This is a genomic window from Mesorhizobium sp. YR577 (assembly GCF_900116595.1).
In the GTDB taxonomy this organism is placed as follows: domain Bacteria; phylum Pseudomonadota; class Alphaproteobacteria; order Rhizobiales; family Rhizobiaceae; genus Mesorhizobium_M.
In genome coordinates this window covers 80,443-105,627 of sequence record NZ_FPBI01000003.1, presented here as the reverse complement: position 1 = coordinate 105,627, position 25,185 = coordinate 80,443, and the positions used below count along the sequence as shown (strand labels likewise).

The window sequence follows — 25,185 nt, the reverse complement described above, 5'->3', positions numbered from 1 at the left end:
TCCCGAAGTCCAAGCCGTTCCCCGGCCTTGTCGATGCTGGCGCAGTCTCTAAAGCGTCGCGCCAAGGTGCCACGGCACGAATTCATTGTCGCCATAGCCGAAGAGTTCGCTCTTGGTCTTGCGGCCGGATGCCGTCTCCACGATCAGGTCGAAGATTTCGCGGCCGAGTTCGGCAACGCCGATCTCCCCGGATGCGATGCGCCCGCAGTCGATGTCCATGTCCTCCTCCATGGAGCGGAACAGCGCCGAGTTGCTGGCAAGCTTGATCGAGGGCGTCGGCCGGCAGCCGAAGCATGAGCCGCGCCCGGTGGTGAACGCAATCACATTAGCTCCGCCGGCCACCTGGCCGGTCGCCGACACCGGATCGTAGCCCGGCGTATCCATGAAGACGAGGCCGTGCTCGGTCACCTTTTCGGCGTAGCCATAGACGCCGTTGAGCGTCGTCTGCCCGCCCTTGGCGACTGCACCGAGCGATTTTTCGAGAATGGTGGTCAGCCCGCCCTTCTTGTTGCCGGGCGAGGGATTGTTGTCGAGGGAAGCGCCGTGCAGGGCGACATAGTCCTCCCACCACTTCACATAACCGTCGAGCTTTTCGGCGATCTCAGGCGTCGCCGCGCGCGAACCGAGCAGATGCTCGGCGCCATAGATTTCGGAGGTTTCGGAGAGGATGCCCGTGCCGCCGGCGCCGGCAAGAATGTCGACCGCAGCACCCAGTGCCGGATTGGCGGTGATGCCCGACATGCCGTCCGAACCGCCGCATTGCAGGCCGACGATGATCTCGCTCACCGGTATCGGCTCGCGCTGCAACTGCCCCACCTCCCCGGCGATTTCGGCAAGCACGCCAAGCGCCTTCTCCACCGATTTGCGCGAGCCGCCGGCCTCCTGGATGTTGAAATGCCGCTTGCCCGCCGCCACGCCCTTCTGGCCGTAGAGCGTCAGCTGGTTGACCTCGCAGCCGAGCCCCACCATCAGCACGCCGCCGAAATTCGGGTGCCGTGCATAGCCGGCTAATGTCCGGTGCAGCACGCGCATGCCGTCGCCCGTGCCGCTCATGCCGCAGCCCTGGTCGTGCACGATCGGAACGAAGCCGTCGATGCCGGGATAGTTCGGCAGGAGCTTCTGGTTGGCCTGCTCGGCGATCGCCCGGCACACCGTGGTCGAGCAGTTCACGCTGGCGATGATGCCGATGAAATTGCGCGTGCCGGCGCGGCCGTCTGCGCGGCGATAGCCCATGAAGGTGCGGGCGCGGTCATCGTCTGTCGCATGTTCCGCTTCCGATGGCGGCACGACGGGAAGACGCCCGGACTCGAAAACCAGATTGTGCGAATGGATATGCTCGCCCGGCGCGATGTCCTGTGTCGCTCGGCCGATCGCCTGGGCGTATTTCACCACCGCCGACCCTGCCGCAATGGCCTTCACGGCAACCTTGTGACCGCCGTCGATAGCAGCCACGGTGACCGCGCCGCCAGGCAAGGGCGTGCCTGCTTCTAGGCGGCCATTGGCAACGGCTACATTATCGGAGGGCGAAAGAAGAATTGCCTGGGCGAGGTTCACGCTGCTATTTCCTTGGCATATCTGGCGGCGATGGCCGCAAGCCTGGGTGATTTCTGGTTGGCGTCGGCCGCTGCTATCCAGTCGATAAAGCCGCTAATGCGGCGCGCGACCTTGGTTTTGTGACCGTTGGCTATGTCGGCGAGGCGATGGTCGAGGAACGGATTTTCGAACCGCTCCAATGTCGTCGCCGCATAGGCGCTCGCCGCCTCGCCCATGGCATGCGCGGCAAAACCGGGGATGACTTCGTCGCGATAGAGCGAGACCAGGTCGTTGCGGATTTCCGGCCTGGCCAGCATGCCGCGCACCGTCTCGTCCGCGCCCATGCGCCCGGTCAGCCAGGTTTCTGCAAGAAATGAATGGCCGAGATTGAGGATATGGATCTTCAGCCGCTCGACCGATTCGAGATCATCGACAATGCGGATCGCCGGATGCGCGCAGGGCAGTTTCAGGCCGGGCTGGTTCTCCACCGCCCACAATGCGTAAGGTTCGGCAATCGCACCAGCCGGGTCCAAGGGTGCCGAGACGATGCGGTCGACCAGCGAATTGGCGAAGATGCATTGCTCTTCGATCCAGGTAAGCAGCGCATCGGATGCGCGGCTTCGCCCAGCAAGGTCAAGCAGCGTCTGCTTCAGCACATCGCCATTGCGGCCGACGAGTTCGGTCGGCAAAATCGTAAGCCCCGATCGACCGGCGGCGAAACGCGCAGCAAGCAGCGCCAGCAGTTTCGCCGGAAAGGAAGGCGGTGCCGAAGTCGTTGTTCCCGTGAGGTCAAGCACCAGCCCCGCCGGTACGGCAAACCCCGATTCCGTCGTGTTGGAGAGAATGAATTCGGCCTCATCGACGACAATCCGCGTCAGTTCCGCCCAATCCGCCTCAGCGTCGAGGCCGCGCCCTACGCTCTTCACCTGGATTGTATGGTCGACGGTCTGTCCCGCCTCCAGCCCGCGAATAATCACCGGAAACCCTGCCGGATCGGAGAAGGCCTGCAGCCGCGCCAGCCCTGCGGCGGAACCGCTTGCTGCAACGATGGTCACAGTGCCTTCCATGCCCGCCTCGTGCAGGAACAGGTCGGCATGCGCCTGAAGAAACCGGCTGGTGCCGAACTGGACGACAGGCGTTTGAACCGAAGACACTTGCAACTCCTTTGATAATGTCTTTTATCGTCAAAAGACATTTTGTCGTCAATAGATTTTCCTTGTAAGGGTCGACCGGGGCGCAGACGTGCAAGCGTGCGACGGGCAGAAGGCAGGCGATGGCGAAGCAGAACAATGTCTACAAGGACGCATATAACCGCTGCCTGGCGCTGCTTGGGGCCGGCGAAAGCCTGCCTTCGGAGCCTGAGCTCGGCACTACCCTTGGCGTCAGCCGCACGACCGTGCGTTCGATCCTGTCACGGATGGAAGAACGCGGCCTGATCGAATGGAACAAGCGCAGCAAGCTGGTCCTGCGCGCACCGGAAGCGGATGATTTCTTTCCCGACGACGAGACCGATTCCCTGTCGCTGATCATCGAGCGCTCCTTCATGCGTCGCCTGCTTGCCGGCGGCGCCCAGGCCGGCATGCAGATCAACGAGCTGGAGCTTGCCCGCGAAATCGGCGTCGGCACCACCAGCGTGCGCGAGTTCCTGATCCGCTTCAGCCGCTTCGGCCTGATCGAAAAACGCCGCAATAGCCATTGGGTGCTGAAGGGCTTCACGAGTTCCTTCGCGCTGGAGCTGACCGAGATCCGCGAGATGTTCGAGATGCGCTCCGCCGCTGCCTTTGCAGCGCTTGAAAAGGACAACCCCGTCTGGGCCGATCTCGATGCGATGGAACAGGAACACCACGAGCTGATTGCCGCGATAGGCACCCGTTACGGCGAATTTTCAGAGCTGGATGAACGTTTCCACAGGCTTATCCACAGCGCATCGCACAACCGCTTCATCGTCGACTTCTACGACGTCATCGCCATGATCTTCCACTATCACTACCAGTGGAACAAGACGAATGAGCCCGGACGCAACAAGATAGCGCTGCAGGAGCATCTTCAATACATCGCCGCGCTGAAATCCGGGAAGCTCGACCATGTCGAAAAGGCCTGCCGCCGGCACCTGAAATCGGCACGCGAGACGCTTCTCCAGTCGATTCCCGAAAGCTGGCAGTAGCGCGAACGATTATCTTGTCATAAGCTTCTTTCAATGCGTTTTGAGAAGACGGCAAAATAGTCGCTGGGGCGCATTTTTCATGTGTACTGACCTTGAGAGCCGGGCGTTATTTGACGGCCAAGATACTTGCAGTATCTCTAAAACAGTGCATTCTGAAATATGTTTGAGGGGCTTGGGAAAATGAAGAAAAAACTACGCGTCACCGTTTCGGTGACAGTGTCGGACGACGACGAATTTTCAACCGAAGAACAGGCTTTTGCCGTATGCGACGGGTTGCAGCGCATCCTCTGCTATGACGAGGTAGCTTTGCAGAGCGTCGAGTCTTTTACTGACGGCGTAAGCTATGAGAATACTGGCGGTTCTGTCCGCTTCGAAAGCGAACACGGCTGAAGATTGATCCCGCCGCTCAATGGCGTATCCTGAGTCCAGGGCTTGTCCCTGGCTTCGGTCGCGTCCGTCTGCGCGGCGTGCCCGAGGCGAAAACCATCGGAGGAAGCTCATGAACACGCCGCCGCTGGCCGCACGGGCCGAAGAAGAACAGATCGACGGCGCCCCCGAGCGTGTCGGTGCCGTCATCGGCGCGCTGATCACGATCGGCAGTTTTGCCCTGGTGCTCTGGCCGGTCGCCCGCATCTGGCTGTAACGCGATAAGACGTTGGCCTCGCGTGCCTGTGCACGCTCAGCGGCCTGAAATCCATGAAATCCATTTGTGATCGACCTGAACCGGCAGCAACCGCTCGACGGTACGTTATCCTGCACCGCCCATTTGGGTGGTGACGGTTGCTTGTTCCACGCCTAGACGTTGGCAAGGGTAGGCAATCTTGGGGAAATATCATGGCAACGTTTTCATCGACAAACGCGATCAACAATTCCTTGCTGGTCTTCGAAAGCCTTCTGCCGGATTCGTTTTATTACGAGTGGTATAGCGAGCGCTCTATGAGTACCGCCTACGGGCAAATATCCTACGCGTACGGAAACGCGGAAGAGGGTATTGACTCAAACTACTACGGAAATTTCGAATATCTCTATGAAAATGATGGAAGCGTTTTCAACATATCTGGATATGTTACAAAAATAATTAATGAAACTCATTATCAAGATTACAGTTTCGATCCACCTATAACCAATGGAACGAGGTGGATACTCAGCGATATAAGCATATACGTTGGGAAATTCCAGGCGCAGAATGACCTCCCTGGTCTCATCTTTGCTGGCGATGACCGAATTTACGGTTCTCCTGAGAATGACGAACTTTACGGCTTTTCCGGTTCCGATGTCATTGAAGGAAAAGGCGGCAACGACATCATCGATGGCGGAAGCGGCGCCGACATCATGCTCGGCGGTACGGGCAATGATATCTACTATGTCGACGATGTTCGTGATGTGGTCTTTGAATTTGAGAACGAAGGCACCGATACCGTCCGCAGCACCATCAGCTGGACGCTCGGTGCCAACATCGAGCGGCTGGAATTGCTCGGCACCGGCAACCTGAACGCTTCGGGCAATGCGCTCGCCAACACGCTCGTCGGCAATACTGGCAACAACATTCTCAACGGCGGCGCCGGCGCCGACACGATGACCGGCGGTGCCGGCAACGACATCTACTATGTCGACAATGCCGGCGATAAAACCATCGAGGCGGCCAACGGCGGCACCGATACCGTCCGCAGCACCGTCAGCTGGACGCTCGGTGCCAACATCGAGCGGCTGGAACTGCTCGGCACCGGCAACCTGAACGCTTCGGGCAATGCACTCGCCAACACGCTCGTCGGCAATGCCGGCAACAACACTCTCAACGGCGGCGCCGGTGCCGACAGCATGACCGGTGGCGCCGGCAACGACATCTACTATGTCGACAATGCCGGCGATAAAACCATCGAGGCGGCCAACGGCGGCACCGATACCGTCCGCAGCACCATCAGCTGGACGCTCAGTGCCAACATCGAGCGGCTGGAACTTTTGGGCACCGGCCATCTCAACGGTACGGGCAATGCATTGGCCAACACCCTCATCGGCAATGCCGGCAACAACATCCTCAACGGCGGTGGCGGTGCTGACCATATGGTCGGCGGTGCTGGCAATGACATCTACTACGTCGACAATGTGGGTGATAAAACTGTCGAGGCGCTCAACGGCGGCACGGACACCGTTCGCTCCTCCGTCCACTGGACGCTCAGTGCGAATACGGAGCGTCTGGAGTTGCAGGGCACCGGCCATCTGAACGGCACAGGCAATGCGCTCGCCAACACCATCGTCGGCAATGCCGGCAACAACGTTCTGAACGGCGGCGCCGGCAGCGATATACTGACTGGTGGCGCCGGCAGCGACACCTTCTTCTTCAATACGGCTCTTGGCGCATCCAACATCGACAGGATCACCGACTACAATGTCGCGCAGGACACGATCCGGCTGGAGAATGCCATCTTCACCGGCCTCGCGGATGGCTGGCTGAAAGCATCGGCCTTCCACATAGGCACTGCCGCAGCAGATCCATCCGACCGCATCATCTACAACAAGACGACCGGCGCGCTGCTGTTCGACAAGGATGGCGCTGGCGGGGCCGCCGCCGTGCAATTCGCCACGCTGTCACCCGGCCTTGCCATGACGGCCAGCGAGTTCTTCATCGTCTAGTTTGCGATGGGTCTTCGGGCTCTCTCCAACGGCAGCGGAGCAGATTTCAGCCAACAATTCTGGTGCTCACTGTCCGTTGCAGAGTGGGCACCCGAATGCATGCTGGACAATGCCGTGCACCGGGCAGCGTTTGTCCGTTCGACATGCTGATATCCGGCAGGTCCGGTCGAGCGTCATAGGTGATCCGGTTTGCGATGGCTTGGCTCGGAAAAATCAGCGCGAAAAGCGCAGAAAACGGCTGGTGCCATCGAAGCCAACGGTGCCCAGCAGAGGCCTCCTGATAGGCTGTCATCAGAAAAAAGTACAACAAACGCAACATATAGCCGCTGCATTTGTTACCCGTTTCGTTACCGAATTTCCGAGCGGAACGCCCATCGGCGCTTAGAGACCGTTTGAAAACGAGGTGGCGGTTGGAGGTGGTGCGTCAAGCGTCCGTTGTTGGACCAGGCGACACCTTCTAGATTGTGGTGACACCTTGGAGGTTGGAAACATGGCGCTCAAGCGGATGGACAACATAGGTATCGTCGTCGAAGACCTCGCAGGGACGATTGATTTCTTCCGCGAACTCGGCCTCGAGCTCGAAGGGCAGGCCACGATCGAAGGAGAATGGGCCGGACGCGTCACTGGACTGGGCGATCAGCATGTCGAGATTGCCATGATGCGCACGCCGGACGGCCACAACCGGCTCGAGCTCTCCCGCTTCCTCAGGCCAGCTGTCGTCGCGGATCACCGGAACGCCCCGGTCAACGCCCTGGGCTACCTCCGCGCCATGTTCACCGTGGACGACATCGACGATACGCTTGAAAGGCTCCGCACGCACGGCGCGCAGCTCGTAGGCGAAGTCGTCCAGTACAAAGACGTGTATCGGCTCTGCTACATCCGGGGGCCCGAAGGGCTGCTTATCGGGCTCGCCCAGGAACTCAGCTGAGCGCAATCCGCCCGTAAGGGCGTTCTTAAAAGATCAATGATTTCAGATGTTGCGAGAAAACCTGTCGAAAACGACTGGTGCCATCGAAGCCGATGGTGCCCAGGAGAGGACTCGAACCTCCACGCCTCGCGGCACACGGACCTGAACCGTGCGCGTCTACCAATTCCGCCACCTGGGCAAGGTGCGCCGCTGATGTAAGCGGGCAGCGTCGCGGTGTCAACGCGCTTTCGGCAAAAAAACACGTTCAAACAAAAAGATAGTTCAGGTCGGCATTCTTGCCACGAAAGCGCGGCCGGCCGGCATTGAATCTGCCTGCAAAGCCTGCGGCAAAGACGCAAAAAGCCGACGCAAATACATTGCGCCGGCTCATCACGAATCACATTGGGTAGGTTCTCGGCCGGACAGGCTAGGCTGAAAGAACTTCCTTCGAAGCCACGGTCGAATCGGCGTTGAGCTTGTAGACGACCGGCACGCCCGTGCCGAGCTCCAACTTGACGATGTCGGGGCCGGAAATCCCCTCCAGCGCCATGATCAGCGCCCGCAGCGAGTTGCCGTGGGCGGCCACCAACACCGTTTCGCCGCGCAGCACATGCGGCTGCATCTCATGCATATAATAGGGCCATACACGCGCCCCGGTGTCCTTCAGGCTCTCACCGCCGGGCGGCGGGGTGTCATAGGACCGGCGCCAGATATGCACCTGCTCCTCGCCCCATTTGGCGCGGGCGTCGTCCTTGTTGAGGCCGTTGAGGTCGCCATAGTCGCGCTCGTTCAGCGCCGCATCGCGCACCGTCTTCAGGTCGCTTTGGCCGGTGGCGTCGAGGATGAACTGGCAGGTCCGCTGCGCGCGCTTCAGCACTGAGGTGTAGGCGATGTCAAATTTCATTCCGCGCGCAGCAAGCTTCTGGCCGGCCGCCTTGGCCTCGCTCACACCCTGCTCGGTAAGGTCGACGTCGCGCCAGCCGGTGAAGAGGTTCTTGAGGTTCCATTCGCTCTGGCCGTGTCGGACAAGCACGAGAGTTCCGGTCATTTCAATCCTCATGATTGATTTGGGACTTGTGGATGCCCTCTAGCTCAGTCCCAGCACATCGCGCATCGAATACAGTCCGGGCTTCTTCCCGCGCGCCCAAAGTGCAGCCTTCACCGCGCCGCGCGCGAAAATGGAGCGGTCCTCGGCATTGTGGGAAAGCGTGATGCGCTCGCCGGTGCCGGCCAGGATGACCGAATGGTCGCCCACCACCGAGCCGCCGCGCAGCGTGGCAAAGCCGATCGAGCCGGCCTCGCGCGCGCCGGTTTGGCCGTCGCGCACCCGCACGCTGTGTTCGGCAAGGTCGATGCCGCGTCCCGCCGCTGCCGCGTTGCCAAGCAGAAGCGCCGTGCCGGACGGCGCGTCGACCTTGTGCCGGTGGTGCATTTCCAGCACCTCGATGTCGAAATCGTCGGAGCCGAGCGCCTTCGCCGCCTGCTCGACCAGCACCGAAAGCAGATTGACGCCGAGGCTCATATTGCCGGATTTGACGATCGTCGCGTGGCGGGCCGCTGCGGCGATCGCCGCGTCGTCCTCGGGCGAACAGCCCGTCGTGCCAATGACATGGACGATGCGCGCCTGCGCAGCATAGCCGGCAAATTCGACGCTGGCTGCCGGCGTGCTGAAGTCGAGCACGCCGTCGGCCTTGGCGAAGGCCGTCAACGGGTCGTCGGTGATCGGTACGTTGATGATGCCGATGCCGGCAAGCTCGCCGGCGTCACGGCCGATATGCGGCGAGCCGGCGCGTTCGATGGCTGCCGACACTTTCGCGCCCGGCACGGAATGGATGGTGCGGATCAGCGTCTGGCCCATGCGGCCGGCTGCCCCGACGACGACGAGACCCATATCGCTCATGCGCTCTTCTTCCTTGCGACCTTCGCCGGCTTGGCTGGCTTTAGCGGTATTTCGACAGTTTTCGTGTCGTCGACCAGTCCCAGCCCCTTCTGGCTCTGGAGCCGGTGGAAGCGGGCATAGACGCCGTGCGGATTGGCCAGCAGCGACTCGTGATTGCCTTCCTCGACCAGACGTCCATCCTCCAGCACGATGATGCGGTCGGCATTGACCACGGTCGATAGGCGATGGGCGATGACGATGGTGGTCTTGCCCTGCATCACGGTCGCAAGCGCTTCCTGCACGCGCGCTTCGGACTCGTTGTCGAGCGCCGAGGTCGCCTCGTCGAGAAGCAGGATCGGCGCATTGCGCACGATGGCGCGCGCGATGGAGACGCGCTGGCGCTGGCCGCCCGAAAGCGTCACGCCGTTTTCGCCGACGGGCGTGTCGTAGCCGTTCGGCTGCTGGCGGATGAAGCTGTCGGCGGCGGCCTGGTCGGCTGCGCGCCGGATTTCTTCGTCGGTCGCGTTCTCACGGCCATAGCGGATGTTGTCGGCAATCGTGCCTTCGAACAGATAGGGCTGCTGCGAAACGAAGGCGATCGAATTGCGCAACGAATGCTTGGTCACCTTGGCGATGTCCTGGCCATCGATGAGGATGGCGCCGGAGTCGAGGTCGTAGAAGCGCTCCAGCAGCGCCGTCAGCGTCGTCTTGCCGGCACCCGAAGCACCGACGATCGCCGTCGTCTTTCCGGCTTCCGCCACGAAGCTCACGCCATGCAGCACCGGCATGTTTTCGGCATAGGAGAAGGCGACGTTTTCAAAGCGCACTTCACCCTTGGCCACCTTAAGCGGGGTGGCGTTTGGCGCATCGTCCTGCTGCGGCTCGAGATCGAGAATCTCGTAGATCATGCGCGCATTGACCAGCGAGCGCTCAAGCCCGACCTGCAGCCGCGCCAGGCGGCGCACCGGGTCGTAGGCAAGCATCAGCGCGGTGATGAAGGACATGATCGCGCCCGGCAGTTCGCCGCCATGGGTGGAGCGATAGCCGGCATAGGCGATGACGCCGGCAACCGCGATGCCGGCCAGCATTTCGGTGATCGGCGTCAGCCGCTCCGAAACCCTTGCGATCTTGTTGGAGCGTTCCTCGGCGCGCTCGATCATCTCGCCCATGCGGCGGGAAAGCTGGTCTTCCATGGTGAAGGCCTTCACCACGGCCACCCCTTGCGTCGCCTCCTGCATGGAGCCGATCAGCCGCGAATTGATCTCGACGGACTGGCGCGTCACGCGGCGCAAACGGCGCATCAGGTAGTTGACGGCATAGACCAGCGGCGGGCCGATGACGAAGGCTATCGCCGACAGGAACCAGTCCTGCACGAACATAACCGTCACCAGCGCCACCAGCGATACGACGTCGCGCGCCACAGCCGTCAGGGTCATCGACAGAAGGTCGCGTATGCCGCCGACATTCTGGTTGATCTGGGCGGCAAGGTGGCCCGAGCGCATTTCGGTGAAGAAGCTGACGCCGAGCTTCATCAGGTGGTCGAACAGGCGGCGCTGATAGCGCGCCACGAGGTTGTTGCCGACCTTGGCCAGGATCACCGCCTGCGCATAGCCGGCAACCCCGCGTATGACGAAGGCGCCGAAAATCGAGGCGCAGAGCCACAGGATCAGGTCGCTGCGTTGGTGATAGAAGATATCGTCGATGACGCTGCTGATGATCCACGCCGGATAGGCCGTGGTCAGCGCCACCGCGATCATGCAGAGCGCCGCGATCGTATAGGACCAGACATATTCGCGGCCGTTCTCGGCCAGAACGCGCCGGATGACGGCGATGATCTCGCCGCTGTCGGCTTTCTTCTTCTTTTGGGTCTGAAGGCTCAAAGTCCGGTCTGCCCGTCCGTTTCAGCTATGGTGCGGCACGTGCTGCCGCATTTCCGCGCCCCTAATAGCGCCATCATGCCGGCTTGCCTATGGCCGGAGTGCGAAACATTGCCGCTGTGGCGGCAATGCCGCGAAATGCCCCTACGCCTGCCAGCGTCGGCCCGCCGTTTCGACGCCGAAGCGCGACGGCGTGCGGGCAAAGGCCGCAAGCCCGTTCAGCGCTGCCAGCGGGTGGGTGATGACATAGACCGGCATGTCGCGCAGCAGGGCGGTGTGCGGCGCCTTATCCTCGAAGGCGGCGCGGAAATTCCCCGCCTTCAGCGCCGGCACGATCTTCTGGGCGATGCCGCCGGTGAGATAGACGCCGCCGCGGCTCATGAACACCAGCGCCAGGTCGCCGGCTGTGCGGCCGAGGCTGGTGACGAAGAATTCCACCGCCTCGACGGCGACCGCGTCGGATTTTTCGAGCGCGGCGGCGGTGATTTCGGCCGGCGTCGTGAAGCGCGGTTCCTTGCCGTCGGCCTTGGCGACGGCGCGATAGGCGTTCACCAGTCCGCGCCCGCACAGGATCTGCTCGCCCGAGATGCGGCCCTCGATCGCTTCGAGATGCGGGAAGATTTCGCGGTCGCGCGCCGTGCGCGGACCGATATCCATGTGGCCGCCTTCGCCCGGCACCGGTATCCATTTGTGGCTGGCATGGATCAGCCCGGCAACGCCGAGCCCGGTTCCGGGGCCGAGCACGACGCGGCCGGCATTTTCCTCCGGCTCGCCGGGGCCGATCTTTTCCATATGCTCTTCGCCGAGCGCCACGACGGCCAGCGCCTGCGCCTCGAAATCGTTGAGCACGACCACGTCATGCAGGCCGAGCGTGTCGAACATCGCCTTCGGCCGCACCACCCAGGGGCAGTTGGTAAGCCTGATCTCGTCGCCGTCGACCGGGCCGGCGACCGCCAGCACGGCCGAACGTGGCCGGAGCGATGTGTGGTCGAGCACGGCCTGCTGGATCGCCTCGTCGATCGAAGCGAAGCTTGCGGTCTGCACGATCCGCGTTTCGCCGGGCTCGGAATTGGCATCGACGACGATGGCAAAGCGGGCATTGGTGCCGCCGATATCGCCGATCAGGATCGGAAACTGCAGGACGGCTTCGTCGTCGGCGCTGGAAACAGACATCTATCTGGCGTCCCTGGTCTGCGACGGCTGCCCGCCGTTCTCGTTCAGCATTATCTCGGCAGTAGCATGGTTCAGCGCCAGCGGAATGTCGTAGACGATCGCCAGCCGCATCAGCGCTTTCACATCCACGTCATGCGGCATCGGCGTCAGCGGATCAACGAAGAAAATCACGCCGTCGATCCTGCCCTCGGCAATCAGCGCGCCGATCTGCTGGTCGCCGCCGAGCGGGCCGCTTTTCAGGCGGGTAATCTTCAATTCGGGGCAGGCGTCCAGAACGCGCTGGCCGGTCGTGCCGGTGGCGACGATGTCGCAGCCTGCGAGGAAATCGGCATGAGCGCGCGCGAAGGCGACCATGTCGTCTTTCTTCTCGTCATGCGCGATCAATGCTAGGCGGTAGGGGGATGCCACAAGGGAGCCGTTGAAAAGTGCTAAATCGGTTGAAACCTATAACCGAGGAACTTCTGTGGGGGAAGGGGCGGCAAGACCCGCCCCGCCCGTTCCTATCGGCTCTGATCCGAGGGCCTGGCCAAGGGCAAAGGCGGACGCTTGATCGGCGTCGGCGCAAAGGCGCTGGCCGGCATTGGAGGCGCGCCGACATCGACCGTATCCGTCTCGGGTGCTGCCGGTGCAGGGGCCGTGGCAACCGTAGAGCCCATCCCGCCGACCGTCACGGCGGCTTCCGAAACCGGATTGGGCGCACTCAGCACGGCCCTGCATGCCGCCGGCAGGCTCGCCATCGTCATCTTGTCGCGCGCCTTGGGTGCGTCCGGGTTCTTGTTGGGGCGCCACGGCTCCTCCGTGAACCACCATGCGAGAGACTTGTCGCAGCCGTCGCCGGCGGCGGTCGCCTCCTGCCGCTTGCAGCCCGGCGAACCCGGCTGACAGCCGATGCGGACATGGAAATGATAGTCATGGCCCCAGAAGGGCCGGATCTTGCGCAGCCAGGTGCGGTCGCCCGTCACCGTGTCGCACAGCTTCTTCTTGATGCCCGGATTGACCAGGATGCGCTCAACCTCGGGGTAGCTCGCGGCGCGTTTCAGCAGCCGCGTATGCGCCACCGTCCAAAGCCTGTCCTTCACCAGATGGGTCTTCTCGTTGACCATCGACACCGCGCTCATATTCTCGCGCTCAGTCGGCGAAAGCCGGCGGTCGGGCATCGGCGTGAACCAGATGTCGGCATCGAGCCCGATCTGATGCGAGGCATGGCCCGTCAGCATCGGCCCGCCGCGCGGCTGCGAGATGTCGCCGATGAGCAGGCCCGGCCAGCCATCGGCTGTCGCATCGCGCGAAAACTTCTCGATCAGGTTGATCATCGCCGGATGGCCCCAGCGGCGGTTGCGCGAAAGCCGCATCGCTTGCCATGTCGGACCGTCGGTGGCGATGGCGACGCCGCCGGCAAAACAGCCCTTGGAATAGAACCCAATCGATTGCGGGGCTGCCGCCGCCGGCAGTTTCTCAGCTCCGAACAGGTTCTTCGCCAGTTCGTCCGCGCTCGCGCCGCTCGGCGCTAGTCCGGAAAAAGCCAGTGCCGCAATGGCGATGCCGGTCAGCCTTGCGGCTGCCTGAAAGATGGATTTCATGCGCATTTCCCGGTCATGCCCCTCTACGACAAGGGTGAGACGCCCTGGTTACCGAAGCGTAAACGAGCGGTCCGATTTCGAATCATACCACGCTTCGCGTCGGTCTTCGATCATTTGGCCTTCATCGGGCTGCGTCCCTCGCCGTCCTTCCAGTTCCCCGCCGCCCACATCGCATCGAATGCGGCGCGATAGTCCGGATAGCGGAAGCGGTAGCCCGCAGCCTTGATCCCCGCGTTGGCAACGCGCTTGTTCTCGCCATAGAAAGACCGCGCCATGGGCGAAAGTTGGGCGGTCTCGAAGGGAATTTCGGCCGGCGGTTCGATACCCATCAATCCGGCCGCATAGGTCACCACATCCTGCGGTGGGGCGGGCATGTCGTCGGTGACGTTGAAGACGCCGCCCAGATCCCGGCCCGCCAGATGCCAGACGGCACCCGCGATATCCTCGCCATGGATGCGGTTGAACACCTGGTCCGGCTTTATCAGGCGCTTGGCCGTGCCGTTCTCCAGATTGACGAAGGCGTTTCGCCCCGGCCCGTAAATGCCGGACAGCCGCAGGACCGCCACCGGCAGGCCGGTCTCGCGGCCAAGCTCCAGCCATTCCTGCTCGGCCTTCAGCCGCATCACCGAACGGCGCGAGACAGGCTTGCACTCGCCCGTTTCATCCACCCACGCGCCGCCATGGTCGCCATAGACGCCGACGGTGGAGAGGTAGCCGATCCAGCGGAGGTTGGGCATGGCTTTGGTAATTACCTCCCGCGCCGCATTCAGCACGGGATCGCCCGCTTCATCCGGCGCGACGGAAACCAGCAGATGCGTTGTATCGGCAAGCTCTTTCGCGACCTCTTCGGTCAACGCGCCATCGAACGCAAAAGGCTCGATCCCGGCCTGCCGCAATGCGTGGAATTTTTCCGCCGAGCGCGTCGTGCCCGCGACGCGTGCGCCCTCAGGCTTGGCTCGACCGACCGCCTTGCCGGAATAACCGGCGCCGAAGATGAATAGTTTTGTCACGGTCATGCATGTGTCCTGATTTCTGGGTGGTTGCCGGTGGCCATAAGCCACTCCCGGCGCACATCTGCATCGTCGTCCTGTCGGGCGCTGGTTGCCAGCGCGGAAAATGCCGCAGGCTCCATCAGCCGCGACAGCGCCCAGACGGCTGCTCCGCGCACAAGCGGCGAGGGATCGACCGACAAACTCTCGCAAGCAGCGACAAGCGAAACATCCCCCGAATTCCCCGCCGCAATCAGCACGTTGCGCAAAAAGCGGTCGCGGCCGATGCGCTTGACCGGTGAACCGGTGAAGAAGGCGCGGAAACCGGCGTCGTCCATGGCAAGGAAATCGGCCAGCGCCGGCGCGCGCAGGTCATCGCGGGCGGCAAGCTTGGCTTCCGAGGCTGCGCTGGCGAATTTGTTCCAAGGACAGGCGGCCAGGCAATCGTCGCAGCCATAGATGCGGTTGCCGATCGCCGCGCGGAATTCCTGCGGGATAGGCCCCTTGTTCTCGATTGTGAGGTAGGAAATGCAGCGCCGCGCATCGAGCCGGTAGGGTGCGGGGAATGCGTCGGTCGGGCAGGCGTCGAGACAGGCGCGGCAGGAGCCGCAATGATCCTCGTCTGCCTTGTCGGGCGTCAGTTCCGCGGTGCAGAAAATCGTGCCGAGAAACAGCCACGAGCCGAATTCGCGGCTGACCAGATTGGTGTGCTTGCCTTGCCAGCCAATGCCGGCGCTCTCCGCCAGCGGCTTTTCCATCACCGGCGCGGTGTCGACGAAAACCTTTACGTCGCCGCCAGCCCTGGCGACGATCTTTCCGGCGATCTCCTTCAGCCGGCCCTTCATCACGTCGTGATAGTCGCGGTTCTGGGCATAGACCGAGATCGCGCCGCGATCGCGCTGCGTCTGCAAGCTGCGCGGGTCGCTTTCCGGTCCATAATTCATCGCCAGCACGATGATCGAGCGCACCTCCGGCCACAGCGTGCTCGGGTCGGCGCGGCGTTGCAGCGTTTCCGAAATCCAGGCCATCGAGCCATGAAAACCGTCGGCGACGAATTCGGCCAGCCGCATCGGCGCCTGCGGGATCGCGTCGGGCGTGGTCACGGCAACCGCAGCGAAGCCGGCACGCGCGGCTTCGCGATCGATCAGCTGCCGCAGGCGGCCGGCCTCATCGGGCTTGCCCCTTTGGGCTTTGTCAGAAATCGAGGTCCGCATAATGCGACACCGGCGAAAGGCCGCGCACCCGGTCGCCCAGAAGCGGGCGGAAGGACGGCCGCGATTTGACGCGCGTATACCAGTCGCGCGCCGCGTTATGGTCGCGCCAGTCGACCTCGCCGAGATAGTCGAGCACGGAGATGGCGGCGGCTGCCGCCAGATCGGCATAGGTGATGCGCGGGCCGGCCAGCCAATGGCGGGTGCCGGCGAGCCAGTTGGTGTATTTCATATGCTGGCGGATATTGGCGCGCGCGGCGCGGATCGCACCCGAATCGGGCGAGCCGCCGCCCATCTCGCTCGGCATCAAAGGCTTCAGCACGCGTTCGCGCACCAGATGGCGCGTCACTTCGCTGTCCATCTTGGCCAGATACCAGTCGACCAGCCGGCGGATTTCGGCCCGCTCCATCGGGTTTTCGGCAAACAGCCGCTTGTCGCGCTTCAGCACGCCGCGCGTCTCGTCGAGATATTCGGCAATCACGCCGGCGCCGACGATCGGCACGTCGCCCTCGGCCAGAAGCACCGGCAAGGTCCCGGCGGCGTTCAGCGCCAAAAACTCCTTGCGCCTTGTCCACGGCTTTTCCTCGATCAGCGCCAGCTCCTCGCCATACTCGCCGAATGCCAGGCGAACGAAGCGACAGGAGGCGAACATGGAGTGATGGAAAAGCGTCAGCATGGTCCTGCGATGAAAAAGTGCGCTGGTCTTTATTTGGCCGCGCCGGTAGTTCTATCTCTGCCCGATTCACCGGGCGGTCAAGCGCCCCGACCTATAGGCATAGTTCCGCGCTGTGACAAGCAAGCGCCCATCATTCCAACGCTCCTCCTCAACCGTCCATTCTAATAAAAAGTCACCGAGAGACCCATGGAACACCAGACGATCGTCGAAGCCCTTTTGCTCGGCCTGCTCGAAGGGCTGACCGAATTCATCCCGGTCTCCTCCACCGGACATATCCTTTTGGCGGGGCATTTCCTCGGCTTCAAGTCGACCGGCAAGGCCTTCGAGGTGCTGATCCAGCTCGGCGCGATCCTGGCGATCCTGTCGGTCTATTTCGGCCGCCTGTGGAAGATCCTGACCGACCTGCCGCGCGACGCCAGGACGCAGCGTTTCGTGCTCGGCATTCTGCTGGCCTTCCTGCCGGCAGCCGTCATCGGCGCGCTGGCGCATGATTTCATCAAGACGGTGCTGTTCGAATCGCCGCGGCTTATCTGCATCATGCTGATCATCGGCGGTTTCGTGCTTCTGGCCGTCGACCGGATGGCGCTGAAGCCGAAATATCACGACGTCATGGATTTCCCGCTATCGCTCTGCCTGAAGATCGGCTTCTTCCAGTGCCTGGCGATGATCCCCGGCACCTCGCGCTCGGGTGCCACGATCGTCGGCGCGCTGCTGATGGGCACCGACAAGCGCTCGGCGGCGGAATTTTCCTTCTTCCTCGCCATGCCCACCATGGCCGGCGCCTTCGCCTACGATCTCTACAAGAACCGCGACGTGCTGTCCTCGGCGGACCTGCCGATCATCGGTGTCGGCTTTGTCGCAGCCTTCATCATGGCGGTCATCGTCGTGCGCTACCTGCTCGACTACGTCTCGCGCCACGGCTTTGCGCTGTTTGCCTGGTGGCGGCTGATCGTCGGCGCGGTTGGACTGGCTGCGCTGATGGTATGGGGGTGATCTGAGCGGCTTGTATTCAAGCGGCTAGAAGCCCCTCTCCGGTTTGCTTCGAAAACCACCTCTCCCCGCAAGCGGGGCGAGGAACCTGGGTTCTGCGAGGTCGCAGCATCTCAGGACTTGGGTTCCTCGCCCCCCGCAAAGCGGGGGGTCCGAAGGACGGGCGAGACCCGTGGCTCGCCCCGGCAAGGTGGCGCGCGAAGCGCGACGGAGAGGGGGTTCTTCCCAATCTCACCCGCAGCACGAACCCGCCATCATCGCCTTCAGCTGCGGATCGTCCTCATATTCGTCGTGGCGCTTCACCCAGTCCATGGTGCCCTTTTCGTTGCGGCCCTTGGGCATGATGTCGAGGATCATATAGGCGCCAATGCCTTCCTCGCCGCCGCGCGCATATTGCGAGAAGGTGCGGTAGATGTCGCCTTTCTCGTCCTTGTAGAAGGCGGTCATGCCGGGCAACTCGTCCATTTCGAAGTCGAGCGGGCGGAAATTATAGACCGCCTTGCCGGCCTTGATGTCTTCCTTGTTGAACGACACGTCGAAATCAAAATTGAAGTCGCTGCCATTGGATGACACCCATGGGAACTGCCAGCCCATGCGCTTCTTGTAGGCTTCGATCTTGGCCAGCGGCGCGCGCGCAACGGCCACCAGCGTCACGTCGTGATGCTGCAGATGCAGGTTTGCGCCGTCGAAATGGTCGCAGCCGAAGGAGCAGCCGGTGCAGCCTTCCTCCCAGTCCGGCCCGAGCATGAAGTGGTAGAGCGCCAGCTGGCTGCGGCCGTCGAACAATTCGGAAAGCGTCTTCTTGCCGTCGGGCGTATCGAAAACATAGTTCTTCTCGACCTTGACCCAGGGCAGTTCGAGCCGCTCGGCGCGCAGCCTGTCGCGCATTCTGGTGTATTCCTTTTCCTTCACCAGATGCGCCGTCTGCGCCTTCATCCATTCCTGCTGCGATACGACTTTATGCGGTTCCATGGTCTTGCTCCTCATTGCCAGGAAATGCCGTTTCGATTCGTCGATTGCCGCCCGCGATGTATTTAACCTGTAAGTTAAGTATGACTCCCAGACATGCCCTTGTCAACCCGCCGGGAAGGCCGCGCCGCCGCCTATGGATGTCAGTCGATGTCCTTGACCCAGCCATGCCGGGATTCGGAATGCACCGCCTGTGTCGGTGCCGGAAAGGCCGGATCGGCGAAGGCTCCGACACCGACGGCAACGAATTCGGGACGGCGCTCCGGTTCCCAGAAGACGGTCGAACCGCAGTCCGGGCAGAAATGAAACGTCACCGGAAAGCCGCTGTCGGATGGACGCTTATAGGATTTGTGCGGTCCCTCGATCCGCACGTCTTCACGGCGAAAGAAAGCAGCGATGCCATAGGTGCTGCCGGTCCGCTTCTGGCACGCCAGGCAATGGCATAGCGACACCTTCGCCGGCTCGCCCGTGCAGACGATGCGGAGGGTTTCGCAGGAGCAGGTCGCTGTTCTTTCCATGAAAGCCTTCCCTTGCAGCGCGCCTGTCAGCTGCCTGCATTCAGAACATGGGCGAGCACAGGCAGCGCAATGCCTTTCAGCGTCAGCGCCCGCGTTGCCGTGCCGGCGAGCAGATTGGGGGCCTGCACCGCGGCCTCGGGGGAGACAAGAATCTCGCCGGCCGCCGCCTGGGCTTCGAGCCTTGCCGTCAGGTTGACGACACCGCCGATGGCGGTGAAATCGCTGCGCAGCGTCGAGAATTCCCCGATCTCGACCTGACCGGTGTGAACGCCGACACCGACGCCAACCGTGTCGGCCTCGCCGCGATGCGATGCCAGCGCGGCAAGTGCGGACGTACAGCGCCGCTGTATGTCGATGGCCGCCGTCACCGCAGCCTCGGCGTGGCGCTCGGTCTTGATCGGAAAGTTGAAGATCGCCATCAGGCCATCGCCCATCTGTTTGTTGACGATGCCGTCATGCGCCCAGATGGCTTGGGCGCATTGATCCTGGAAGACGCTGACGATTTCACCCAGCACGACAGGGTCCATCCGCTCGGACAGGTCGGTGTAGCCCCTTATATCTGCGAACAGGATGGTGGCGGAGACCGAGATTTGGCGCTGTTTCTTGACATAGCGGAACGAGCGTTCGCAGATCGTGCAGATGTTCGGGTTCATCTTGCTCTGCGTGATGCCGCAGACGCGGAACGGAAGCGCCAGCGGACCCCTGATAGGGATCGGCATATGCATCTGATCCCAGCAGCCCCGGCAAATCCGCGCGGTCGATCCCATCTGAAGCTACATCCCGGCCGGTATCCATCCGTCAGCCGCCTCGCCGTAGCCAGATTGTCGCTTTCGGCGGGCTTTGGCAACTCGAAGTCGAGCCTGGCCGAGGACAGAATTCGGCACGGGTGATTCCGCTCAATGCAGCGCGACATCCTCGGGCATCCTGCTTTCCGCCCTGATCTGCGCCAGCGCCCTGGCGATCGTCGCCTTGTAACGGACATGCGGCGGCTTCACGCCATGCGCCATCAGGGTGCGCCGGGTCTGCTGGTTGGCGCCGGTGATGAAGAAGCGCACGCTGGCGCGGTTTGCCTTGCGCACCGCACCCTCGATGACATTGGCCGCCGTCGAATCGAGGAACGGCACTGCTGCGCAGTCGAGCACGAAACTCTTGCGCTGGTCGGCGATGCGGTCGAGCACGGTCCCGACGGTCGCGGCCGCGCCGAAGAAGAATGCGCCGGAGATGCGGTAGACCACCGTGTCCGGGTCGCTGGCAGAAGCCGCATCATAGGCATTGCGGCCGCCATTGGTCGCGTCGGCGACATCGTCGACGGCCAGCGGCGCGTGCGCTTCCACCGCGATCGCCTTGGACATGCGGTTGATGAACAACACCGAGCCGAGCGCGAAGCCGACGACGATGCCGGTGGTGAGATCGCGGAAGATCACCAGGCCGAATGTCGCCAGAAGCACCAGCGCATCGCCGGGTGAGGAGCGCAAAAGCGCAGCGAAAGCGGGCTTCTCCACCATGTTCCAGGCGACGACAGCCAGCAGCCCGGCAAGGGCGGCAAGCGGGATATAGGCGGCCAGCGGTGCCGCCACGAGCATGAACAGCAGCAGGAACACCGCGTGCAGCAGCCCCGACACCGGCCCATGCGCGCCGGACCGGACATTGGTTGCCGTGCGCGCGATCGTTCCGGTCACGCAGATGCCGCCGAAAAGCGCCGAGCCGATATTGGCGAAACCCTGCGCCACCAGTTCGCAGTTGGAGCGATGCCGGCGCCCGGTCATGCCGTCGGCGACAACGGCCGAAAGCAGCGATTCGATCGCGCCGAGCAGCGCGAAGGCGATCGCATCCGGCAGCACGGCGTAGGCCTTGTCGAGGCTGAACATGGGCAGCGCCGGCTCCGGCAGCATGCGCGGAATGCCGCCGAAGCGCGTGCCGATCGTCTCAACCGGCAGGTTGAGCGCGACGGCCGCCAGCGACGCGACCGCGATGGCGACCAGGAAGCCCGGCCAGGACGGCCGCCAGCGCTTGAGGGCAATAATGATGGCGATCGTCAGTACGGCGACGACAAGTGCTGAGACATTCGTCGTGTTCGCGGCCTCGCCAAGCGCGATCAGCCGGGGCACCAGTTCGCCGGGCTCCTTGCCGGCAAGCTTCAGGCCGAACAGATCGTGCAACTGGCTGGAAAAGATAATGACGGCGATGCCGGCGGTGAATCCGACGGTCACCGGATACGGAATGAATTTTATGTAGGTGCCGAGCCGCAGATAGCCCGTGGCGATGAGGAACACGCCCGACATCAGCGTGGCAAGGATCAGCCCGTCTATGCCGTGACGGTCGGCGGTCGCGGCCACCAGCACGATGAAGGCACCCGCCGGTCCGCCGATCTGGAACCGGCTGCCGCCGAGCAGCGAAACGATGAAGCCACCGACGATTGCCGTGAACAGTCCGCGTTCCGGCCCGACACCCGAGGCAATCGCGATCGCCATCGACAGCGGCAATGCGACGATCGCGACGGTCAATCCGGCAATCACATCTGCCTTGAATTGCGGGAGATGATAGCCTTCGCGAAGAACCGTGATCAGCTTGGGCGTGAACAATTCCGCGAAGCTGGGCTCTGCCTGCCGTGATGCCTGATGCCGTGATTGACGAAGCGTATCCATGAACTGCCTTCCGCATATGAAGGCGGCGGGATCGTCGGCTGGATCAGCGGTGCCGGCAGGCCGGTCACTCTCGCATCATGTCGGCGGTCGCCGTCGCGACTCTTTGCGGATCAGCCGTTGGAACCGTTCCGGTCGGGCGCCGGCTGCCTGAGGCGCACGCCTCTGCCGCTGCCCTCGCTCGGCTGGTTTTCCCCGATCAGTTCGACGCCCGATTTCTCGAGCGCCTGAATGACCTTGACCAGCGTGTCGACCACGCCCCGCACCACACCGTCGCTTGCTTCCATACGCTGAATAGTCGGAAGCGAAACGCCGGCGCGTTCGGCAAGCGTCTTCTGGTCTATCCCGGCCAGCGCCCGTGCGGCGCGCATTTGCGCAGCTGTGATCACTGGTCAGAACTCCCGTCTGAGTCCGCAATATGAATGTATGATACAGTTATCATGATGTTTCAAGCATGAATATGAGGTGTAAATCCATCAGGCGGGTCCGGATGCAGCGTCTTCCGGAGTGCCTTGCCGCAGGAACCAGCGCCCGACCAGCCAGCACAGCATCGCCCAGGCCGAGCCGGCGCACCATCCGGCCAGCACGTCCGAAGGCCAGTGAACGCCGAGATAGATGCGGCTCAGCCCCACCAGGAAAGTCAGCAGGATGGCAACGAACAGCACGTAGATCTTGGTCACGCGCCCGGTCATCCGCCGCGCCAGCAGCGTGCCCAGCGTCAGGAAGGTCACCGCCGACATCATCGCATGGCTGCTCGGAAAGCTCAGCGTGTGCACATTGACCAGATGCGACACCAGTTCTGGGCGCGGGCGGTCGATGCCAAGCTTCAGCAGACCATTCAGCGCCTGGCCGCCGGTGATGGCAACGAAGACGAACAATGCCGTCGCTATGCGGCGTGTGATCAGGAGGTAGATGATCGTGACGGTGACGATGGCCACGAGGATGGCCCCGCCGCCGAGGCTGGTGATGTCGCGCATCACGTCCTCCATCCAGAACGGCCCGATCGGCGTGCTTGGGTCACCCGGCGTGCGAAAGGCCAGGAGGATCTGCGTGTCGAAGCCGTGAGGGGCTGCGTCGCGCGCCACCTCCATCAGCTCGACGAAACCCCACAGCCCGCCGGCGATGATGATCGCCGCAAGCAGCACGGTGAACTCCACCTTGCCGCGCAGATTTGCCAGAAATGTCGGCATGAAAACCCCAGGCTGTTTCGTCGGCACAATAGATGCGGTGCCTTCAATAGGCGGGCAAGCGGGCCGGCGCAAATGCCGCAACTTTTTTCATGCCCGGTTTTCGGAATTCCGATGGTCCGTCAAGCAGATGAGGCCGTGCGCATTGTTATTTGAACTCACGGCGCGATAGCGTCATCTTCCTGTTACGCAGCCGCTTTAGCCGTCGGTTTCATCCCCAAGCCACCGATCAAGCCAGAGGACACGCTGATGAACGATCATTTTCCCCCGGAAGCCGTTTTCCGCACCAGCCAGCTCGAGGAGAATGACGGCCCCGGCCACAACCCGACGGAAAACCCGACCATGGGCGAAATCATCGCCTCGCGTTTCTCGCGCCGCGGCTTCCTCAAAGGTTCGCTCGCCGTTTCGGCCATCGCCGCCACCGTCAGCCCGCTCGCGCTGATCACCGCCGACAATGCGCGCGCCGCAAGCGGCTCCGCCTTCAACTTCGACGAGATCGAGGCCGGTATCGACGAAAAGCACCACGTTGCCGCCGGCTATGACGCCGACGTGCTGCTGCGCTGGGGCGATCCGCTGTTTGCCGATGCGCCGGAATTCGACCCGAAGAACCAGTCGGCTGAGGCCCAGGCAAAACAGTTCGGCTACAACAACGATTATGTCGGCTTCATTCCACTCGAAGGCTCTTCCGAGCACGGCTTGCTGGTCGTCAACCACGAATATACCAACGAGCACCTGATGTTCCCGGGCATCGTCACGGTGGCCGAAGGCAAGATCAAGGTTGCCGACGCCGACCAGAAGCGCGTCGACATCGAAATGGCGGCCCATGGCGGCACCATCGTCGAGATCAAGAAGGAAGGCGGCAAGTGGCAGGTCGTGCGTGACGGCAAGCTCAACCGCCGCATCACCTCCACCACCGAAATGCAGCTTTCCGGCCCGGTCGCCGGCCATGACCGCGTCAAGACCAGCGCAGACGCAACCGGCACGAAAGTCTTCGGCACCTTCAACAACTGCGCCGGCGGCGTCACGCCATGGGGCACCTATGTGATGGCTGAGGAGAACATCCACGGCTATTTCGCCGGCGAGCTGCCTGCTGACCACAAGGAAGCTGCCAACTACAAGCGCATGGGCATTCCCGAAGGCACCTATCAGTGGGCCAATTTCTACGATCGCTTCGATGTGTCCAAGGAGCCCAACGAAGCGAATCGTTTTGGCTGGATCGTCGAGGTCGACGTCAACGACCCGAACTCGCTGCCGAAGAAGCGCACCGCCATGGGCCGCTTCAAGCATGAGGGCGCCGAATCGATCGTCGCCAAGGACGGCCAGGTCGTCTTCTATCTCGGCGACGACGAGCGCTTCGACTACGTCTACAAATTCGTTACCGCCGGCAAGTTCAATCCTGACGATCGCGCCGCCAATCTCGACCTGCTCGACGAAGGCACGCTCTATGTCGCCAAATTCGCCGATGACGGCTCGTTCGAATGGCTGCCGGTGGTGTTCGGCCAGGGCCCGCTGACCGCCGAAAACGGCTTTGCCAGCCAGGCCGACGTGCTGATCGAGACCCGCCGCGCCGGCGACCTGCTCGGCGCGACCAAGATGGACCGCCCTGAAGACATCCAGCCCAATGCCGTCAACGGCAAGGTCTATGTCATGCTGACCAACAACACCAAGCGCAAGGCTGATCAGGTCGACGCCGCCAACCCGCGCGCCGAAAACGCCTTCGGCCATCTTATCGAACTGGTGGAAGAGGGCGGCGATTTCGCCGCGACCAAGGGCAAGTGGGAAGTGCTGCTGAAGTGCGGCGATCCTTCGGTGGCCGAGGTCGGCGCATCCTTCTCGACCGCGACGACGGCTAATGGCTGGTTCGGCATGCCGGACAACTGCGCCGTCGACGCCGATGGCCGCCTCTGGGTCGCCACCGACGGCAATTCGCCGAAGGCCACCGGCCGCACCGACGGCATCTGGGCGGTCGACACCGAAGGCGAGGCGAGGGCGACCTCGAAACTGTTCTTCCGCGTGCCGGTGGGTGCCGAAATGTGCGGCCCGCTGCTGGCGCCCGACATGCAGTCGATGTTCGTCGCCGTCCAGCATCCGGGCGATGGCGGCGAGGACTGGGAAGGCTTTGGCCGCCCGTCCTACTACGAGGACCTGTCGACCCGCTGGCCCGACTTCAAGGACGATATGCCGGTACGTCCGGCCGTCGTCGCCATCACCAAGCAGGGCGGCGGCAAGATCGCGGTTTGAGGCTGCCCGAGCTTCTTC

At 62.7% G+C, this 25,185-nt stretch carries 24 protein-coding genes and 1 tRNA gene; 7 read left to right on the top strand and 18 right to left on the bottom strand.

The genetic code is table 11. The features are described from left to right. Positions 1–48: 48 nt before the first annotated feature. Both BM413_RS05735 and BM413_RS05730 read right to left on the bottom strand, forming a co-directional pair. Entirely contained in the window at positions 49–1,554 is a 1,506-nt protein-coding gene (locus tag BM413_RS05735; protein ID WP_091911318.1) for a UxaA family hydrolase, read from the bottom strand. Then, entirely contained in the window at positions 1,551–2,687 is a 1,137-nt protein-coding gene (locus tag BM413_RS05730; protein ID WP_244537778.1) for a mannitol dehydrogenase family protein, read from the bottom strand. The genes BM413_RS05735 and BM413_RS05730 overlap by 4 nt, the downstream gene beginning before the upstream one ends. Before the next feature lie 119 nt (positions 2,688–2,806). Here BM413_RS05730 and BM413_RS05725 point away from each other — a divergent pair, with 119 nt between their 5' ends. From BM413_RS05725 to BM413_RS05710, 5 genes are all read left to right on the top strand, one after another. Further along, a complete protein-coding gene (locus BM413_RS05725) occupies positions 2,807–3,697 on the top strand; it encodes a GntR family transcriptional regulator (protein ID WP_091911316.1) in 891 nt (296 codons plus the stop codon). Positions 3,698–3,877: 180 nt separating this feature from the next. Continuing rightward, positions 3,878–4,087 carry a hypothetical protein gene (locus tag BM413_RS05720; protein WP_091911314.1) on the top strand — a complete coding sequence of 70 codons (210 nt, stop codon included), beginning with the start codon at positions 3,878–3,880 and terminating at the stop codon, positions 4,085–4,087. Between the two features lie 109 nt (positions 4,088–4,196). Then, a complete protein-coding gene (locus BM413_RS33020; RefSeq protein WP_162931530.1) occupies positions 4,197–4,340 on the top strand; it encodes a hypothetical protein in 144 nt (47 codons plus the stop codon). 497 nt (positions 4,341–4,837) lie between these two features. Next, a complete protein-coding gene (locus BM413_RS05715) occupies positions 4,838–6,328 on the top strand; it encodes a calcium-binding protein (RefSeq protein WP_348272889.1) in 1,491 nt (496 codons plus the stop codon). A gap of 490 nt (positions 6,329–6,818) precedes the next feature. Then, positions 6,819–7,256, top strand: a complete 438-nt coding sequence (locus BM413_RS05710) for a VOC family protein (RefSeq protein WP_091911312.1) — start codon at positions 6,819–6,821, stop codon at positions 7,254–7,256. A gap of 93 nt (positions 7,257–7,349) precedes the next feature. On the opposite strand, the gene BM413_RS05705 is transcribed toward BM413_RS05710, so the two are convergent. From BM413_RS05705 to BM413_RS05660, 10 genes are all read right to left on the bottom strand, one after another. After that, positions 7,350–7,434: transfer RNA gene (locus tag BM413_RS05705), tRNA-Leu, on the bottom strand. Positions 7,435–7,662: 228 nt separating this feature from the next. Then, a complete protein-coding gene (locus BM413_RS05700; RefSeq protein ID WP_091911310.1) occupies positions 7,663–8,283 on the bottom strand; it encodes a 2,3-bisphosphoglycerate-dependent phosphoglycerate mutase in 621 nt (206 codons plus the stop codon). A 39-nt stretch (positions 8,284–8,322) separates the two neighbouring features. Further along, positions 8,323–9,135 (bottom strand): 4-hydroxy-tetrahydrodipicolinate reductase, encoded by an 813-nt coding sequence (gene dapB, locus BM413_RS05695; RefSeq protein ID WP_091911308.1) that lies wholly within the window; start codon positions 9,133–9,135, stop codon positions 8,323–8,325. Next, positions 9,132–10,994: an ABC transporter ATP-binding protein gene (locus BM413_RS05690; protein WP_091911306.1), complete on the bottom strand. Its 1,863-nt coding sequence runs from the start codon at positions 10,992–10,994 to the stop codon at positions 9,132–9,134. The genes dapB and BM413_RS05690 overlap by 4 nt, the downstream gene beginning before the upstream one ends. A 141-nt stretch (positions 10,995–11,135) precedes the next feature. Continuing rightward, complete coding sequence (locus BM413_RS05685) at positions 11,136–12,164, bottom strand: glucokinase (protein WP_091911304.1); 1,029 nt, start codon at positions 12,162–12,164, stop codon at positions 11,136–11,138. Further along, positions 12,165–12,572: a methylglyoxal synthase gene (locus BM413_RS05680; RefSeq protein WP_091911302.1), complete on the bottom strand. Its 408-nt coding sequence runs from the start codon at positions 12,570–12,572 to the stop codon at positions 12,165–12,167. Between the two features lie 92 nt (positions 12,573–12,664). Next, on the bottom strand, positions 12,665–13,744 hold the full coding sequence (gene mepA / locus BM413_RS05675) for a penicillin-insensitive murein endopeptidase (protein ID WP_175544258.1): 1,080 nt from the start codon (positions 13,742–13,744) through the stop codon (positions 12,665–12,667). Positions 13,745–13,854: 110 nt separating this feature from the next. Beyond that, a complete protein-coding gene (locus BM413_RS05670) occupies positions 13,855–14,760 on the bottom strand; it encodes an SDR family oxidoreductase (protein WP_091911298.1) in 906 nt (301 codons plus the stop codon). After that, positions 14,757–15,947 carry a tRNA epoxyqueuosine(34) reductase QueG gene (queG, locus tag BM413_RS05665; RefSeq protein WP_091911296.1) on the bottom strand — a complete coding sequence of 397 codons (1,191 nt, stop codon included), beginning with the start codon at positions 15,945–15,947 and terminating at the stop codon, positions 14,757–14,759. The genes BM413_RS05670 and queG overlap by 4 nt, the downstream gene beginning before the upstream one ends. After that, on the bottom strand, positions 15,928–16,620 hold the full coding sequence (locus tag BM413_RS05660; protein WP_091911294.1) for a glutathione S-transferase family protein: 693 nt from the start codon (positions 16,618–16,620) through the stop codon (positions 15,928–15,930). Before BM413_RS05660 ends, queG begins: the two co-directional genes overlap by 20 nt. Positions 16,621–16,806: 186 nt before the next feature. On the opposite strand from BM413_RS05660, the gene BM413_RS05655 reads away from it, so the two are divergent. Then, positions 16,807–17,613 carry an undecaprenyl-diphosphate phosphatase gene (locus tag BM413_RS05655; protein ID WP_091911292.1) on the top strand — a complete coding sequence of 269 codons (807 nt, stop codon included), beginning with the start codon at positions 16,807–16,809 and terminating at the stop codon, positions 17,611–17,613. Between the two features lie 228 nt (positions 17,614–17,841). Here the strand turns inward: BM413_RS05655 and BM413_RS05650 are convergent, their stop codons facing one another. From BM413_RS05650 to BM413_RS05625, 6 genes are all read right to left on the bottom strand, one after another. After that, positions 17,842–18,582, bottom strand: a complete 741-nt coding sequence (locus BM413_RS05650) for a DUF899 domain-containing protein (RefSeq protein WP_091911290.1) — start codon at positions 18,580–18,582, stop codon at positions 17,842–17,844. A gap of 140 nt (positions 18,583–18,722) precedes the next feature. Beyond that, positions 18,723–19,097 carry a GFA family protein gene (locus tag BM413_RS05645; protein ID WP_091911288.1) on the bottom strand — a complete coding sequence of 125 codons (375 nt, stop codon included), beginning with the start codon at positions 19,095–19,097 and terminating at the stop codon, positions 18,723–18,725. Between the two features lie 26 nt (positions 19,098–19,123). Further along, entirely contained in the window at positions 19,124–19,864 is a 741-nt protein-coding gene (locus BM413_RS05640; RefSeq protein WP_091911286.1) for an adenylate/guanylate cyclase domain-containing protein, read from the bottom strand. A gap of 129 nt (positions 19,865–19,993) precedes the next feature. Further along, positions 19,994–21,742 carry a SulP family inorganic anion transporter gene (locus tag BM413_RS05635; protein WP_091911284.1) on the bottom strand — a complete coding sequence of 583 codons (1,749 nt, stop codon included), beginning with the start codon at positions 21,740–21,742 and terminating at the stop codon, positions 19,994–19,996. Positions 21,743–21,852: 110 nt separating this feature from the next. Next, positions 21,853–22,128: a helix-turn-helix domain-containing protein gene (locus BM413_RS05630; RefSeq protein WP_091911282.1), complete on the bottom strand. Its 276-nt coding sequence runs from the start codon at positions 22,126–22,128 to the stop codon at positions 21,853–21,855. Positions 22,129–22,215: 87 nt separating this feature from the next. Further along, entirely contained in the window at positions 22,216–22,929 is a 714-nt protein-coding gene (locus BM413_RS05625; protein ID WP_091911280.1) for a phosphatase PAP2 family protein, read from the bottom strand. 246 nt (positions 22,930–23,175) lie between these two features. Between BM413_RS05625 and BM413_RS05620 the strand changes: the two genes are divergently transcribed. After that, positions 23,176–25,167: a PhoX family protein gene (locus BM413_RS05620; RefSeq protein ID WP_091911278.1), complete on the top strand. Its 1,992-nt coding sequence runs from the start codon at positions 23,176–23,178 to the stop codon at positions 25,165–25,167. The last annotated feature ends 18 nt before the right edge of the window (positions 25,168–25,185 follow it).

Excerpts from the sequence above, each read along its gene's own strand:
- BM413_RS05660 (WP_091911294.1), bottom strand. The coding sequence starts at position 16,620 with ATGCTGACGCTTTTCCATCACTCCATGTTCGCCTCCTGTCGCTTCGTT.
- BM413_RS05670 (WP_091911298.1), bottom strand. The coding sequence starts at position 14,760 with ATGACCGTGACAAAACTATTCATCTTCGGCGCCGGTTATTCCGGCAAG.
- BM413_RS05640 (WP_091911286.1), bottom strand. The coding sequence starts at position 19,864 with ATGGGATCGACCGCGCGGATTTGCCGGGGCTGCTGGGATCAGATGCAT.
- BM413_RS05620 (WP_091911278.1), top strand. The coding sequence starts at position 23,176 with ATGAACGATCATTTTCCCCCGGAAGCCGTTTTCCGCACCAGCCAGCTC.
- BM413_RS05635 (WP_091911284.1), bottom strand. The coding sequence starts at position 21,742 with ATGGATACGCTTCGTCAATCACGGCATCAGGCATCACGGCAGGCAGAG.
- BM413_RS05685 (WP_091911304.1), bottom strand. The coding sequence starts at position 12,164 with ATGTCTGTTTCCAGCGCCGACGACGAAGCCGTCCTGCAGTTTCCGATC.
- mepA (WP_175544258.1), bottom strand. The coding sequence starts at position 13,744 with ATGAAATCCATCTTTCAGGCAGCCGCAAGGCTGACCGGCATCGCCATT.
- BM413_RS05650 (WP_091911290.1), bottom strand. The coding sequence starts at position 18,582 with ATGGAACCGCATAAAGTCGTATCGCAGCAGGAATGGATGAAGGCGCAG.
- BM413_RS05700 (WP_091911310.1), bottom strand. The coding sequence starts at position 8,283 with ATGACCGGAACTCTCGTGCTTGTCCGACACGGCCAGAGCGAATGGAAC.
- BM413_RS05645 (WP_091911288.1), bottom strand. The coding sequence starts at position 19,097 with ATGGAAAGAACAGCGACCTGCTCCTGCGAAACCCTCCGCATCGTCTGC.
- BM413_RS05720 (WP_091911314.1), top strand. The coding sequence starts at position 3,878 with ATGAAGAAAAAACTACGCGTCACCGTTTCGGTGACAGTGTCGGACGAC.
- queG (WP_091911296.1), bottom strand. The coding sequence starts at position 15,947 with ATGCGGACCTCGATTTCTGACAAAGCCCAAAGGGGCAAGCCCGATGAG.
- BM413_RS05625 (WP_091911280.1), bottom strand. The coding sequence starts at position 22,929 with ATGCCGACATTTCTGGCAAATCTGCGCGGCAAGGTGGAGTTCACCGTG.
- BM413_RS05725 (WP_091911316.1), top strand. The coding sequence starts at position 2,807 with ATGGCGAAGCAGAACAATGTCTACAAGGACGCATATAACCGCTGCCTG.
- BM413_RS05710 (WP_091911312.1), top strand. The coding sequence starts at position 6,819 with ATGGCGCTCAAGCGGATGGACAACATAGGTATCGTCGTCGAAGACCTC.
- BM413_RS05655 (WP_091911292.1), top strand. The coding sequence starts at position 16,807 with ATGGAACACCAGACGATCGTCGAAGCCCTTTTGCTCGGCCTGCTCGAA.
- BM413_RS33020 (WP_162931530.1), top strand. The coding sequence starts at position 4,197 with ATGAACACGCCGCCGCTGGCCGCACGGGCCGAAGAAGAACAGATCGAC.
- dapB (WP_091911308.1), bottom strand. The coding sequence starts at position 9,135 with ATGAGCGATATGGGTCTCGTCGTCGTCGGGGCAGCCGGCCGCATGGGC.